The organism is Variovorax paradoxus (genome assembly GCF_040544635.1).
Taxonomy (GTDB): domain Bacteria; phylum Pseudomonadota; class Gammaproteobacteria; order Burkholderiales; family Burkholderiaceae_C; genus Variovorax; species Variovorax paradoxus_R.
Genome location: NZ_JBEPKJ010000004.1, coordinates 96,117 through 110,081, shown reverse-complemented (window position 1 = coordinate 110,081; position 13,965 = coordinate 96,117). Strand labels below are relative to the sequence as shown.

Annotated in this window: 14 protein-coding genes, 1 tRNA gene, 1 pseudogene and 1 riboswitch; of the genes and pseudogenes, 13 read left to right on the top strand and 3 right to left on the bottom strand. The window is 65.3% G+C overall.

Annotated features, from left to right (window positions below; translation table 11 throughout):
- The first annotated feature begins 3 nt into the window (after window positions 1–3).
- Window positions 4–333, top strand: a complete 330-nt coding sequence (fdxA, locus tag ABIC94_RS08230) for a ferredoxin FdxA (protein WP_055806301.1) — start codon at window positions 4–6, stop codon at window positions 331–333.
- On the top strand, window positions 330–1,370 hold the full coding sequence (locus ABIC94_RS08225; RefSeq protein ID WP_354372530.1) for an NAD(P)/FAD-dependent oxidoreductase: 1,041 nt from the start codon (window positions 330–332) through the stop codon (window positions 1,368–1,370). Before fdxA ends, ABIC94_RS08225 begins: the two co-directional genes overlap by 4 nt.
- Here the strand turns inward: ABIC94_RS08225 and ABIC94_RS08220 are convergent.
- Window positions 1,357–2,661, bottom strand: coding sequence for an aspartate aminotransferase family protein (locus tag ABIC94_RS08220; RefSeq protein ID WP_354372529.1), 1,305 nt, complete (start codon window positions 2,659–2,661; stop codon window positions 1,357–1,359). The two genes, ABIC94_RS08225 and ABIC94_RS08220, sit on opposite strands and share 14 nt — an antisense overlap.
- A gap of 111 nt (window positions 2,662–2,772) precedes the next feature.
- Between ABIC94_RS08220 and ABIC94_RS08215 the strand changes: the two genes are divergently transcribed.
- Together ABIC94_RS08215 and ABIC94_RS08210 are read left to right on the top strand one after the other, a co-directional pair.
- A complete protein-coding gene (locus ABIC94_RS08215) occupies window positions 2,773–3,507 on the top strand; it encodes a TetR/AcrR family transcriptional regulator (protein WP_354372528.1) in 735 nt (244 codons plus the stop codon).
- Window positions 3,508–3,533: 26 nt separating this feature from the next.
- Window positions 3,534–3,641, top strand: a riboswitch (TPP riboswitch).
- A gap of 76 nt (window positions 3,642–3,717) precedes the next feature.
- On the top strand, window positions 3,718–5,067 hold the full coding sequence (locus ABIC94_RS08210; RefSeq protein ID WP_354372527.1) for a purine-cytosine permease family protein: 1,350 nt from the start codon (window positions 3,718–3,720) through the stop codon (window positions 5,065–5,067).
- On the opposite strand, the gene thiD is transcribed toward ABIC94_RS08210, so the two are convergent.
- A complete protein-coding gene (gene thiD, locus ABIC94_RS08205) occupies window positions 5,021–5,881 on the bottom strand; it encodes a bifunctional hydroxymethylpyrimidine kinase/phosphomethylpyrimidine kinase (RefSeq protein ID WP_354372526.1) in 861 nt (286 codons plus the stop codon). The two genes, ABIC94_RS08210 and thiD, sit on opposite strands and share 47 nt — an antisense overlap.
- Before the next feature lie 140 nt (window positions 5,882–6,021).
- Here thiD and ABIC94_RS08200 point away from each other — a divergent pair, with 140 nt between their 5' ends.
- From ABIC94_RS08200 to ABIC94_RS08175, 6 genes are all read left to right on the top strand, one after another.
- Window positions 6,022–7,113 (top strand): FAD-dependent oxidoreductase, encoded by a 1,092-nt coding sequence (locus ABIC94_RS08200; protein WP_354372525.1) that lies wholly within the window; start codon window positions 6,022–6,024, stop codon window positions 7,111–7,113.
- Window positions 7,110–7,313, top strand: a complete 204-nt coding sequence (gene thiS, locus ABIC94_RS08195) for a sulfur carrier protein ThiS (RefSeq protein ID WP_145743690.1) — start codon at window positions 7,110–7,112, stop codon at window positions 7,311–7,313. The genes ABIC94_RS08200 and thiS overlap by 4 nt, the downstream gene beginning before the upstream one ends.
- Before the next feature lie 34 nt (window positions 7,314–7,347).
- The gene (locus ABIC94_RS08190) at window positions 7,348–8,169 is read left to right on the top strand and encodes a thiazole synthase (RefSeq protein ID WP_436317956.1); all 822 of its coding nucleotides are present in this window, start codon (window positions 7,348–7,350) and stop codon (window positions 8,167–8,169) included.
- Window positions 8,166–9,098, top strand: a complete 933-nt coding sequence (gene thiE, locus ABIC94_RS08185; RefSeq protein ID WP_354372524.1) for a thiamine phosphate synthase — start codon at window positions 8,166–8,168, stop codon at window positions 9,096–9,098. Before ABIC94_RS08190 ends, thiE begins: the two co-directional genes overlap by 4 nt.
- Window positions 9,099–9,108: 10 nt before the next feature.
- The gene (locus ABIC94_RS08180) at window positions 9,109–11,271 is read left to right on the top strand and encodes a TonB-dependent siderophore receptor (RefSeq protein WP_354372523.1); all 2,163 of its coding nucleotides are present in this window, start codon (window positions 9,109–9,111) and stop codon (window positions 11,269–11,271) included.
- 90 nt (window positions 11,272–11,361) lie between these two features.
- Window positions 11,362–11,437, top strand: a tRNA-Asn gene (locus ABIC94_RS08175).
- A gap of 101 nt (window positions 11,438–11,538) precedes the next feature.
- Here the strand turns inward: ABIC94_RS08175 and ABIC94_RS08170 are convergent.
- On the bottom strand, window positions 11,539–11,829 hold the full coding sequence (locus tag ABIC94_RS08170; protein WP_354372522.1) for a hypothetical protein: 291 nt from the start codon (window positions 11,827–11,829) through the stop codon (window positions 11,539–11,541).
- A gap of 160 nt (window positions 11,830–11,989) precedes the next feature.
- Between ABIC94_RS08170 and ABIC94_RS08165 the strand changes: the two genes are divergently transcribed.
- The 3 genes and pseudogenes from ABIC94_RS08165 to ABIC94_RS27355 form a co-directional block, all read left to right on the top strand.
- Window positions 11,990–12,316, top strand: a complete 327-nt coding sequence (locus ABIC94_RS08165) for a hypothetical protein (RefSeq protein ID WP_354372521.1) — start codon at window positions 11,990–11,992, stop codon at window positions 12,314–12,316.
- 26 nt (window positions 12,317–12,342) lie between these two features.
- Window positions 12,343–12,513, top strand: a complete 171-nt coding sequence (locus ABIC94_RS08160; RefSeq protein ID WP_354372520.1) for an autotransporter outer membrane beta-barrel domain-containing protein — start codon at window positions 12,343–12,345, stop codon at window positions 12,511–12,513.
- 967 nt (window positions 12,514–13,480) lie between these two features.
- Window positions 13,481–13,612 (top strand): annotated as a pseudogene (locus tag ABIC94_RS27355) (ESPR domain-containing protein); the annotation flags it as partial.
- Between the last annotated feature and the right edge of the window lie 353 nt (window positions 13,613–13,965).

The window sequence follows — 13,965 nt, the reverse complement described above, 5'->3', positions numbered from 1 at the left end:
CAAATGACCCACGTCGTCTCTGAAGCCTGCATCCGCTGCAAATACACCGACTGCGTGGACGTATGCCCCGTGGATTGCTTCCGCGAAGGTCCCAACATGCTGGTGATCGACCCGGACGAGTGCATCGATTGCGCGGTCTGCATCCCCGAATGCCCGGTCAATGCGATCTACGCCGAGGAAGACCTCCCGGCCAACCAGATCGCCTTCATCAAGCTCAATGCCGAGCTCGCGCTGGCCGACGGCTGGAAGAGCATCACCAAGCGCAAGCCGGCCCTGCCCGACGCCGAAGAGTGGAAAGACAAGACCGACAAGATCGGCGAACTGGTCCGTTGAACCCCGAAGGCCCGGCTCCCATCGAAACCGACGCGCTCATCATCGGCGCCGGTCCGGTCGGGCTGTTCCAGGCCTTCCAGCTCGGCCTGCTCGAGATTTCCTGCCACATCGTCGATGCGCTGCCCGCCGCGGGCGGCCAGTGCGTGGCGCTCTACGGCGACAAGCCGATCTACGACATTCCGGGCACCCCGGTCACCAGCGGGCGCGATCTTGCGCAATCGCTGCTGGAGCAGGTGGCGCCGTTCAAGCCGCAGTTTCATTTCGGCGAACAGGTCGCCACCCTCGCCCGCCAGGCCGATGGGCGCTTGCTGCTGACGACCTCGGCGGGCAAGGCTTTCCTGGCCAGGACGGTGTTCATTGCGGCCGGCGTCGGCGCCTTCGTGCCCAAGCGCATTGCCATCGAAGGCATTGCGCAGTTCGAAGGCAGCTCGCTTTTCTATCACCCCGATTCGCTGGACCGCTTTGCGGGACAGACGGTGGTGGTGAATGGCGGCGACGACGTTGCACTGCAAACTGCCATCGCTCTCACCGCCATTGCCAAACAGGTCACGCTGGTGCACCGGCGCGACGGCTTCCAGGCCGACGAAGGCACTGCCGCTTCCATGCGTGCGCTGGCGGCAGAAGGCAAGCTGGCGTTCAAGGTCGGACAGCCCACCGCTTTCGACGGCAAGCAGCTGCAGATCACGACGCCCGACGCAACGACTGTCGATCTGCCGCTCGACGCGCTGGTCGCCTGCCTCGGCATTTCGCCGCGCCTCGGCCCCATCGCCGACTGGGGCCTGGAGCTCGAACGCAAGCAGGTGCCGGTCGACACCGAAAAGTACGAAACCCGCGAACGCGGCGTGTTCGCGGTGGGCGACATCAACACCTACCCGGGCAAGAAGAAGCTCATCGTCTGCGGCTTCCACGAGGCCACGCTGGCCGCCTGGGGCGCCACCGCGATCGTGTTCCCCGGCAAGGCCGTGCCGCTGCAGTACACGACCACCAGCACGCGGCTGCATGAGCTGCTGGGCGTGGCCGGCACTACTCCGCGCTAGGCAGCAGCGCCCGATACTCGCCAATGAAGCTGCCGATGGCGGCGACGAAGCGGTCGATGTCCGCATCCGGCAAAGGCAGCGACAGTACGACGAAGCCCCGCGGCGAGGCATAGATGCCCTGGCCCAGCAGGTGGAAGAACAGCAGTTGGCGCAGACGCCCGTCAACCACCGCCAGATCGTCCACACGCCGCACTTCTCCTCGGAGGAAATGCGCATTCATCAGCGAGCCCACGCCGGTGAATTGCATGTCCACAGCTTCTTTCGCGCACAGCTCGTTGAGCCGCGCACGCATCGCCTCGCCGCGCCCGGCCAGCGCGCCGGCCGCCTCGGGCGTGAACAATTTCGTGAGGCCGGCATACCCGGCCGCCATGGTCATCACGTTGTTGTTGAAGGTGCCCGAATGCGTGAGCGAGCCCGTGCGCGGATCGAACTGCGCCATCACGTCCGCACGCCCGCCAAAGGCCCCGAACGACATGCCGCCGCCGATGTACTTGCCGAGTGTGGTGAGATCAGACCGGATGCCCAGCTTGTTGGCGAGGCCGTTCGGCGCAAGGCGCGAGGTCATGACCTCGTCGAAGATCAGCAGCGCGCCGACCTTCGTCGCGCCATCGCGGAGTGCCTGAAGGAAGTCGAGGCGCCCCGGAATGCAGCCGCTCGCGCCCTGCATCGGTTCGACCAGGATGGCGGCGATCTCCGGCCCGTGCTTGGCGATCTGCTCGCTCGCAAGCTGCGCGTCGTTGTAGGGCAGCACCAGGAAGTCGAAGGGCACGGTCGTCGGCAAGGGCTTGGCACCGAAGCCGAGCACACCGCCGTGATAGCCGCCCGAGAACACCACGATCTTTCGCCTTCCCGTGAAGTGCAGCGCGGCCGTGAGCGCCATCAGGTTCGCCTCGGTGCCCGAGTTGGTGAAGCGCAATTGCTCGATCTGCGGGAAGCGCTCGCAGATGGTCTTTGCGAGCCGTCCTTCGAGCAGATTGTGCCCCGTGAGGTTGATGCCGCTTTGCATCGCCTCGATGACGGCATCGCGGATCTCGGGCGCCGAGTGGCCGTAGACGCCGGCCGTGTACTCGGCGATGAAGTCCGCATAGCGGTGGCCGTCGGCATCCCAGAGTGCCGCGCCCTCGCCCTTGGCGATGGTGAGCGGAAACGGCGCGTAGAAAAGCACCGAACGGCTGTTGGCGCCAGGCATGTAGCGCGCCTGCTCCTCGAACTGGCGCCGGCTCGCGGGGTTGCCGTCGGTGAAGCGTTGATGCGCCTCGGCAAGGGCTTGGTCGATTGCGGCGTCGGTCATGGGCTGGTCCTTCGAACGTGGGATGGCAGGCTTTCGGCTTCGATTAATTGATCAGTGCTCAATTAATATTATTTATACAATCAATTTCCCCGCCGCACAATGGCAGCATCCATGAAAAAAACCGCCTCCGAGCCCAAACCCAAGACCGCCGGCCGGCCCGCCGGCGGCGGCGCGCTGTCGAAGCGGCGCATTGCCGAAGCCGCCCTGGCGCACATCGACGAGTTCGGCCTCGGCGCTTTCAGCATGCGCGAGATCGCGGCGCGGCTGGGCGTCTATCCGGCCACGGTGCACTGGCATGTGAGCACGCGCGAGGCGCTGCTCGCCGAAGTGGCCGCCATGGTGATGGCCGACGTCACGCCGCCGCCCGGCAAGCAGCCCTGGCAGGAATGGATCGCGCAACTGTTCCGCCGCTGCCGCGCCGCGGTGCGCCGCCACCCGAACGTGGCGCAGTTGCTGGGTGCGCAACTGGTGTCGAACGGCAGCCTGCCCATCGAGCTGGTGGAAGGCGTGCTCGCGGCCCTGGTCGAGGCCGGATTCGAGGGACAGCCGCTGCTGGAGGCCTACAACTGCGTGATCGCGGCCATGCTCGGCTTCGTGACGATGGAGTTCTCCCCCCTGCCCTCGGACAACACCCAGGCCTGGGCCGAGGAGCTGCGCGAGCGCGTCCACACCATTCGCCCGCTCGATCACCCGGTGCTCACGCGCAACCTGCCGCTCCTGGCCAACCAGGCCTTCATCGTGCGCTGGGACAACGGCAGCACCGTGCCGCTGGACAGCAGCTTCGAGCGGCATATCCAGATCGTCATCGATGGTTTGGAAGCTTTCGCGCGCAGGCTCGTACAATAGTTTCCGCTTTGCGCCACGGCGCGGAGCACCACCGCTAGGGGTGTCGAACCGGAATCCGTTCCGGGGCTGACTGAGAGAGTCCCTTTGAACCTGACTGAGGTAATCCTCGCGCAGGGAAGCTGGTCCGGCGGCCTGTCGCGTTGTCTCGCGCGATGGCTCCGCCGCCGGAGCCTCGCCCACCTGCCAAACCTTTTGCATTGGAGCAACTGGATGGCACACGACGATAGTTTTTCTTCCGCCAACGAGGCGCTGACGCCGTTGCCCGCGTCGCAGCGCGTGTTCGGCTGGCACGACCACGCTTCGCTCTGGTTCAGCCTGGGCGTCGGGCTGCTGGTGATGCAGATCGGCGCCTACCTGGTGCCAGCGGTGGGCACGCGCGATGCGGCCATCGCCATCGTGCTGGGCTCGCTGCTCGGCGCGGGGCTTCTGGCATGGACTGCGCGGCTGGGCTGCGAAACCGGCCTCGCAAGCGCGGGGCTGATGCACGCCACCTACGGCAGCGCCTTCGCGCGGCTGCCGGTGCTGCTCAACATCGTGCAGCTGGTGGGCTGGACCACTTTCGAGCTCGTGATCATGCGCGAGGGCACGCAGGCCATCGGCCAGCAGGCATTCGGTTTGACGCTCACCGGGCCGCTGGGCGGCGCCCTCACCACGCTGCTCTGGGGCGCGGTGCTGCTGGCGCTGCTGGCGGGCTCCATGGTCAAGCTGGTGCGGCGCTTCGTCAGCCGCTTCGGCCTGCCGCTGGTCGTGCTCTCTCTGCTCTGGCTCACCTGGCAGTTCGCGACGCGGCTCCAGGCCAAGGGGCTGGACGCCTTCTGGGCGCGGCCGGGTGCTGGCGGCATGGGCATGTTCGGCGCGTTGGACCTCGTGATCGCCATGCCGGTGTCATGGTTGCCGCTGGTGGCCGACTATGCCCGCCACGGCAAGCGCAATGCCAGCGGACAGGGTGGTCTCGGCAGTGCATTCAGCGGCACCTGGCTGGGCTACGCGCTGGCCAACATCTGGTGCTATGCCCTCGGCGTGATGGTGGTGAGCGTGGCCGAACCGGGCACGGGCCTGGTCACCGCACTGCTGCTCGCACAGGGCGGGCTGGTGGCGCTGGGCCTGATCCTGATCGACGAGCTCGACAACGCATACGGCGATGTCTATTCGGGTGCTGTGTCGACGCACAGTCTGCTGCCGCGCTGGAGCGTGAAGCGATGGGGCCTGCTGCTGGCCGTGCTGTGCATTGCCCTCGCACTGGTGCTGCCCATGCACACGCTCGAACCCTTCCTGCTGCTGCTGAGCTCGGTGTTCGTGCCGCTCTACGGCGTGATCCTGGGACGGCTGGGTACAGGCCAGGCCATTGCATCAGTCGGCAACCGCCGCGTCGACCTTGGCGCGGCACTGATCTGGATTGCCGGCATTGCGGCCTATCACGCTGCGGCCAGGTGGGCGCCGCAGTTCGGCTCTGCCCTGCCGACGCTGGCAGCCACCTTCCTGCTGGCGTGGATCAGCCGGCCCAAGCCGACGTCTACAACGGCAGGCGGTGCGTCGGTACTGGCGCAAAGCCGTGGTTGAGCGGACCGTGTCCCGCACCGATGCGCACGTTCGCACCGGCGGCCATGGCGCCGAGCACGAACGTGCGTGCATGCTCCACGGCCTCGGGCAACGCCAGGCCCAGCGCCAGGTGCGCGGCAATCGCGGACGACAGCGTGCAGCCGGTGCCATGCAGATTGCGACTCGCGATGCGGGCCGAGGCCAGGCGCCTGCGGACGCCGCCGCGCCCCAACAGCACGTCGACCACTTCGTCGCCGGGCAAGTGGCCGCCCTTGAGCAGCACGGCCTGTGCGCCAAGCGCCAGCAATTCTTCGGCCGCATCGTCGAGCGCATCGATGCCGTCGATGGCATGGCCGATGAGCAAGGCGGCCTCGTCGAGGTTGGGCGTCACCACCATGGCGCGCGGGAACAGCTCGCGCACCAGCACCTGCACCGTCTCGGCGGCAATCAGGCGGTCGCCGCTGGTCGCGACCATGACCGGGTCGAGCACCACGTTGGGCAGCCGATAGTGATCGATGGCCCAAGCCACCACGTCGACCACCTCGGGCGCATGCAGCATGCCGAGCTTGACCGCATCGACGCCGATGTCCTCGACCACCGCCTGGATCTGCGCCTTGAGAAATGCGGGTGGCACGCCCTGAATGCCCGAAACGCCCAGCGTGTTCTGCGCGGTGAGCGCGGTGATGGCCGTCATGCCGTAGCAGCCGAGGGCCGCGAAGGTCTTCAAGTCGGCCTGGATGCCGGCACCGCCGCCGCTGTCGGAGCCGGCGATCGAGAGCACGCGCGCATAGCGCAGGGGCGCTTGCGGCGCAGCGGGATGTGCAGCTTGGGTCATGGCGAAAATTATCGACGACTCGCCTTGCCTTGCTCCCTCCCCTTCCGGGGGAGGGCTGGGGTGGGGGCAAGCGGCGTATGCATCGGGCGCTCTGGCTGCCCCCATCCCGACCTTCCCCCAGAGGGGGAAGGAGCAAAACCATGAGCCTTCCGTTTCAATCGGCCGCCATCCTCGGCGCAGGCCTCATGGGCCGCCTGCTCGCGGTCACGCTGGCGCGGGCCGGCTGCAAGGTCGAGCTGTTCGAAGCAGGCAGCCCCGAGGCGGAAGGCGCGGCCGCGCGCGTGGCTGCCGCCATGCTCGCGCCGCTGGCCGAATCGGCCGTGGCGCCGGTGTCTGTCGTTCGCATGGGCCAGTACGCGTTGAGCTGCTGGCCCGAACTGCTGGCGCCGCTGGCGCAGCCGGTGTTCTTTCAGCGCGAAGGCACGCTGGTGTTGTGGCACCGGCAGGATGCCGCCGAGGCAACGCGGCTCGCGCGCGTGCTGGCGCGCACCGGCGCCCAGGTGCCCGAACTCGCCGCGATGCAGACGCTCGACGGCTCCGGCATTGCCGCGCTTGAACCTTCGCTGGGCCAGCGCTTCGCACAAGGGCTCTTTCTTCCGGGCGAAGGCCAGCTCGACAACCGCGCGCTGCTTGCCGCCCTGCTCGCTACGCTGCAAACCAGCCCCGACGTGAAACTGCATTGGCAGTCGCCACGCGCACCGGAAGATTTTTCTCCGGACGCGCCGGGCCAGCCCGACTGGGTGATCGACTGCCGGGGCCTCGGCGCCAAACCTCAGTGGAATGCACTGCGCGGCGTGCGCGGCGAAGTCATTCGCGTGCATGCGCCCGAGGTGGCACTGCAGCGGCCCACGCGGCTGGTGCATCCGCGCTACCCGCTCTACATCGCGCCCAAGCCCGGCAGCGTGTTCGTGATCGGCGCGACCGAAATCGAATCGGACGACATGTCGCCTGCCAGCGTGCGCTCCACGCTCGAGCTGCTGAGCGCGGCTTATGCGGTGCACAGCGGCTTCGCCGAGGCACGCATCCTGGAGATTGCAACGCAGTGCCGCCCCACCCTGCCCGACAACCTGCCCGCAATCCGGCAACCTCAACCGCGCGTGCTGCAGATCAACGGCCTGTACCGGCACGGTTTCATGATCGCGCCCGCTGTGCTCGACGCCGCGATGGAACTGCTCGTGCACGGCCGCTCGGCATTGGCGCAGAAGCTCGGGCTGGAGACCTCCCCCCCATGACGATGAACGTCCTGATCAACGACAAGCCTTACACGCTGCCGGACGGCGCCACCGTGATCGACGCGCTGGCCGCACTCGATGCCGTGCCGCCGTTCGCGGTGGCCGTGAATCGCGAGTTCGTGCCGCGCTCGGCCCACGCAGCGCGCGCGCTGCAGCCCGAAGACCGCATCGAGGTCATCCGCCCCGTCACCGGCGGCTGAACAAGCACCCACAGAGATGGAGACAACACACACCATGACGACCGCATCTTCAATTCCGGACAACGATCCGCTGGTTCTCTACGGCCAGACCTTTCACAGCCGCCTGCTGCTGGGCACCGCGCGGTACCCCTCACCGGACCTGCTCGAAGCCGCGGTGAAGCGCGCCAAGCCTGCGATGCTGACCGCTTCGCTGCGCCGCCAGTCCGCGAGCCCGGGCGCCAGCGATAGCGGCAACGGTTTCTGGGAACTGCTGCGCCGCCTCGCGGTGCCCGTGCTGCCCAACACCGCCGGCTGCCACAGCGTGCAGGAAGTGATTGCCACCGCGCAGATGGCGCGCGAGCTCTTCGATACGCCGTGGATCAAGCTCGAACTCATCGGCGACGACTACACGCTGCAGCCTGACACGCTGAACCTCGTCGATGCCGCATCGCAACTGATTCGCGACGGCTTCCAGGTGCTGCCCTACTGCACCGAAGACCTCGTGCTGTGCCAGCGGCTGGTCGATGTCGGCTGCCAGGCCGTCATGCCGTGGGCAGCACCCATCGGCACCGGCCGTGGACCGGTCAACCCCTACGCGCTGCAGTTGCTGCGCGAGCGGCTGAGCGTGCCGATGCTGGTCGATGCCGGCCTGGGCCTGCCCTCGCATGCCTGCCAGGTGATGGAATGGGGCTACGACGGCGTGCTGCTCAACACGGCAGTGGCGCTGGCGCAAGACCCGGTATCGATGGCCGGCGCCTTTGCAGACGCCGTGCAGGCCGGCCGCGCCGCCCATCGTTCCGGCGCCATGGCCGCACAAGACTCCGCGCAGCCGAGCACGCCGGTGCTCGGAACGCCCTTCTGGCATCACGCAGCATGACCGCTTTGACCGACCCTCGCGCTGTTGCCCATGCCATCGTCGCGGCCCATGGGCTGCGCTTCGGTGCCATCACGGCCGCGGCCATTTCGGCGGGCAGCTTTTCCTCGGACGACCCGGTATATCGCGGCGCGAAGCAGGCCTGCACGGCGCTCGGCTTCATCGACATCGACGCCGAATGCCTCGCGCAAGCGTGGTGGGCGCAGACGGTGCGAACCGGCGCATTCGATGCCAACCACTGGCCCGAGACGCCTGCCGACTTCGGCATGCGTGCGTTCCCCCCCACGGCGCGCGACGACGCGTTTGCGCCCTGCCCCGACCGGCTCGGCCTCTATGCCGTGTTGCCCGATGCGCAATGGGTCGGCCGCATGGCGCGCGCCGGCGTCCCCACGGTGCAGCTGCGCTTCAAGTCGGACGACGCAGCCGCCGTCGAACGCGAAGTGCATGCCGCCGTCGAAGCCGTGCGCGGCACGGGCGCACTGCTGTTCATCAACGACCACTGGCAAACGGCCATCGCCGCCGGTGCCTACGGCGTGCACCTTGGCCAGGAAGATCTCGATGCGCTCGCGCCCGCGCAGGTGCGGCAGATCCGCGATGCGGGCCCGCGGCTCGGCGTCAGCACCCACGGCTATGCCGAGATGGTGCGTGCCGATGCGGTGAGCCCGAGCTACATCGCCATGGGTGCGGTGTACCCGACCACCCTCAAGAAGATGGCGACGGCCCCGCAGGGCGTGGCACGGCTCGGGGCGTATGCGCGCCTGTTGCGCGGCTACCCGCAGGTGGGCATCGGCGGCATCGATGCCGTGCGCCTGCCCGAGGTACTTGCCACCGGCGTCGGCTCGGTCGCCGTGGTGCGCGCGCTTGTCACCGCAGAAGACCCCGAGGCCACGGCCGCGCAATGGATGGCCGCCATGAACGCAGCCTCCGCATGAACAGAACCAGATGACAACAAAGCAGTTCCTTTTTCCCGCATGGCCGCTGTCGCCCGTTTCGCGCGCAATGGCCGCCGCCTTCCTCCTGGCCACCGGCGGCGCGCATGCCCAACAGCAAGCCGAGTTGCCAGCCATCACGGTGAACGAAAGCAATGCGGCACCGCAAGCCGACGTGAGCGGCTTCGGCGACGTGCCGCTGCGCGAGCTGCCGCTCTCGGCCACGGTGATCGACAGCACGCAGCTTCGCACGAGCGGTGCGCGCCGCCTCGCGGACCTGACGCAGTTCGACGCCTCGGTGACCGATGCCTACAACTCGGCCGGCTACTGGGACTACCTGACCGTGCGCGGCTTCGTGCTGGACAACCGCTTCAACTACCGGCGCGAAGGCTTGCCGATCAGCGCCGAGACATCGATTCCGCTCGACAACAAGGAGCGTGTCGAGATCCTGCGCGGCACCAGCGGCATCCAGGCCGGCACCAGTGCCCCCGGCGGCCTGGTCAACTACGTGGTCAAGCGGCCGACCGAGCAAGACCTGCGTACGCTGCGCCTCGAAACCACCAGCCGCGGCAGCGTGCTCGGTGCGCTCGACCTGGGCGGGCGCTTCGGCGCGAACCGCGAGTTCGGCTATCGGCTCAACGTGGCGAGCGAAAACCTCAAGCCGCTCACGCACAACCTCGACGGCAACCGCAATATGTTCTCGCTCGCGGGCGACTGGCGCATCACGCGCGACTCGGTGCTCGAGTTCGAAATCGAGCGCAGCCACAAGACGCAGCCGAGCCAGAACGGATTCAGCCTGCTCGGCAACACGCTGCCCACGCCGGTCGATCCCAAGATCAACCTCAACAACCAGCCGTGGTCGCAGCCTTCGGAATTCAATGCGCTCACCGGCAGCGTGCGCTTCAGCCAGGCGCTCAATGCCGACTGGCGCTGGAGCGCGCAGCTTGGCCAGCAGCGGCTCAAGAGCGATGACCGGCTGGCCTACGCGTTCGGCTGCGGCGCCGAGGGCAACTACGACCGCTACTGCTCCGACGGTACTTTCGACTTCTACGACTTTCGCAGCGAGAACGAGCGGCGCACGCAAACCGCCGGCAGCCTGAACCTCAAGGGCAACGTGATGACCGGCAGCGTGCGGCACGAGCTGGGCTTCGGCCTGCTCGCAAGCCGCGTGCGCAACCGCTTCCAGAACCAGGCCTATAACTACGTCGGCACCGGCAACATCTGGGCCACGGCCGTGGTGCAGCCGAACCCCGACGCCGTCACCCCGCAGGCCAACCGCGACGAGCGTTCGACCGAACTCTCGGTGCAGGATGCGATCCGCTGGAACGACCGCTTCACCACCTGGCTCGGCGCGCGCCATACGCGGCTCGATCGAAGCAGCATCGGCAACGACGGCTCGAACCCGACGGGCTACAAGCAAGGCGTGACCACGCCATGGATTGCTGTCAGCTACGCCATCCAGCCTGGATTGCTCGCCTACGGAAGCTGGGGCAAGGGCGTCGAATCACAGGTCGTGCCGAACAGGGGTGACCAGTACAGCAACGCCGGCCAAGCATTGCCAGCGTTGACGTCACGCCAGTGGGAACTGGGACTCAAGGGCGGCAGCGATGTCTTCAACTGGCAACTCGCATGGTTCGACATCAAACGGCCGATGACCAATCTCGATGCCTGCAACCGGCTCTTCATTACACCGTGCGATGGCCGCTATGACGGCAGCGCGGTGCACCGCGGGCTCGAGGCGGGCGCGCAATGGAATGCAGGCCCCTGGCGTCTGGGCGGCAGCGTCACACTGATGGATGCCAAGCGCCGCGGCAGCACCGCCGAGCCCGCCATCAACGGCCAGTGGCCCACCAATGTGCCCAAGCAAGTGCTGCGCGCGCAGGCGGCTTACCGGGTCGCGTCGGTGCCGGGCCTCGAGGTATTGGGACAGCTTTCGCACGAGGGCCGGCGCAACGTGCTGCCCGATGGTTCGATCACGCTGCCTTCATGGACGCGTGTCGATGCGGTGCTGCGCTACGACACCAAGCTGCGCGGCGTTCAGACGAGTTGGAGCATTGCCGTCGACAACGTGTTCGATCGCCGCTACTGGAAAGAATCGCCCTACCAGTTCGGCCATGTCTACCTCTTTCCCGGAGCGCCGCGCACGCTGCGTCTCGGCTTGAGCGTGTCGCTCTGAACGACGCTCAAGAAAATCTGCAGAAATTTATGGCGGCCGTATTCGTGCGCTCGAAAGGCTCAAAAAACCACGCTATAATCTGAGGCTTGTTCCTCGATAGCTCAGTTGGTAGAGCGCCGGACTGTTAATCCGTAGGTCCCTGGTTCGAGCCCAGGTCGAGGAGCCAAAACATGCCGCGAGGCCTCTGGATGCCCCGTTACTCACAAGGTAACGGGGCATTTCCTTTTCTGGGTTGGCTTATTGGCAATCGCCAGATACCCAGAACGCTCAAGCCAACAAAGAACGCCGCATCTTGTTCCTGGCTATCTGCAGCGTCCTTGCCGTTCGCCGAGGTTCGTGGAGCATCCTGTTGATTTCCGCAATGCCGTCCTCGGTGATGCGCGTCACGGTGGCTGTTCGGGCAATGTGGTACTTGCCTCCTGAGTCCGATGCGGGCGCTATGTCCGCTTCGACAAGCCCAGTGGCCTTCAACACGCTCACACACTGAACGTCTTCGGGTCTCGTCACCACCTTGGGCAGGGCAACGTTCTGCAGGTATAGCAGGTAGAACAAGGGCATGGCTGAACCTCGTTGGATGCGTTTTTTCTCGACGCTGACGCTTGCCCGCATCGCTCCTTTCAGGGAGAACTCGAAGGTATCGCGGTGCCCTCCTCGCCCTGTCAGACGATAATCCCGCAGCAGGTAGGATATGGGAACAAATCACATTTCAAAGTTCGTCATGAAATACCTGCTACGCCCCTTGGCCCTCGCTGCCCTCCTGGCCGGTGGCCTGGTTGCACCCGCCTTGGCGGACCCGCACAAAGACGAAAGCGGCCATGGCTACGGCAAGGGGCGCCACGGAAAGCGCGAACACAAGGAAGAGTATTGGGACGGCCGGTGCAAGGTCGAGCGCAAGTGGGGAAAAGGCGGCGAATACAAAGAGGAGCGAAAGTGCAAAGAACGGTCGGCACGCCCTCGGCAATATGACGGCCCCTACTATGCGGCGCCACAGCCCGTAGAACCTCCCACCGTCGTCATACAGCCTCAGATCGTCATTCGGCCGTAGGCATTTGCGCGAGCGACTCTGCACTCATGCCGTCCGCGCTCTCAGGCATTCCGCAGGCCAAGGACGTGGCGGTGCTGGAGGCCAGCATTGAAACGCAACTGCGCCCCAACCTGGCATTGAACGCCTCGTACTCGGGCCAGTTTGGAGACCGGCTGCAGGACCATGGGTTCAAGGTCAACCTGAACTGGTCGTTCTGACGGACGGCGGGCGATCTCGTCGCCCGCCGGGCAAAAAAAAGCCCAGCCCGAAGGCTGGGCGGAAGCCCTGACGATGTCGCCACGTCAAGGGCCCCGAGAGGAAAGAAACCAAGGATCGGGGCAACGGCAAAGTAGGTTCGGAGCGCCGGCCAGGCTGTTGGACGTGACCGACTTCCGGGCCAGAGACCAGCCCGCCGATTGTACTGTATGTTTGTACAGCCCCTGCTCCGCCCGGGAGAGGCCGCCGCTTGAGCGCAGCGGAATGATCGCCGGATGCTCACGCTACCCCCACGCCGCATCGCAGTAATTTGGATTCCAGCGGACATGCGCAGTCCGAGCTTCGAATCAATTGAGGTTTTCTTGCTTTCATTTAGCCAATCGCGTCCAGCTGAAATCGGAAGTTCACATCTGGCAACACCTTCCGAGGGGTTCGAAGCCGTGCTTTGATTTCGATGTGTGTGCGCAACTCATCTTTGGCATGTTTTAGAAGATGTTGGGCACAAGCAAAAATAAAACTCCAAAGACAGACGTTGGAACAGCATATCGATTGCATATTTGCAATGCATTGATCTGCTTTTGATCATCAGTAACTGACTGGCGGCTGACCCCCTTTCCCTGCGCAGCAGCATCCTTGAGGCAAGTTCGTGCAGCGTCAGACGGTCGGTCGTTCGGCATTGTCTGGTCGCATCGTATGCACCAAGAAGCGACGCCTCTTAAACGACAACCATCTCTACAAACTCCAAAATGGTGCATGTATGAACTTAATTCTATTAGTAACTTTATATTACTATGAACAAAAGATTCACAATTGAAATTTATTATCAATTCAACAAGGTGACTCCAAAATGAGACATTAACAGTTGCAACGCTTTGCCCCTCTTTTAAGATTTGTTTGCAAAACGATATTTCATAATTTTGCAAATGTTGAGCGACCAACGGTCGTTCATTAGAACTTTTATACGCATGGATGGGGCAAATGAACACTACTTATCGCTCGCTTTGGAATGACTCCCTCGGGGCCTGGGTTGCGGCGCCGGAGACCACCAGTGCTAGAGGCAAGCGCAGCGGAAGTTGCGTGGCAGGTTCCGCGGTGGGTAGCGCGCTTGCATCGCTCCCGCCGGGACGCCTGCGCAGGGGGGTTCTGACTGCGCTGCTGGCGATGAGCGGTTTGGGATGGGGTTCTTGGGCACAGGCGCAGGCGCTCTGCGCTGGGGCGCCCTACTACTCCTACAGCGGCAGCGCGACATGCGCGGGCCAACAGTCCCAAGCGACTTTCGGCGGAGCCACTGCCATAGGTTTCAACGCCTCAAGTACAGGGATAAATGCCACGAGTCTCGGCATCAATGCCATTGCCTCAGCCACCAACGCCATTTACCTGGGTTCCCGCACCGTTGGAACCGGAGCGTCCGCCGAGTCGGCGATTGCTATCGGTACGGATGTCATCTCCAGCGG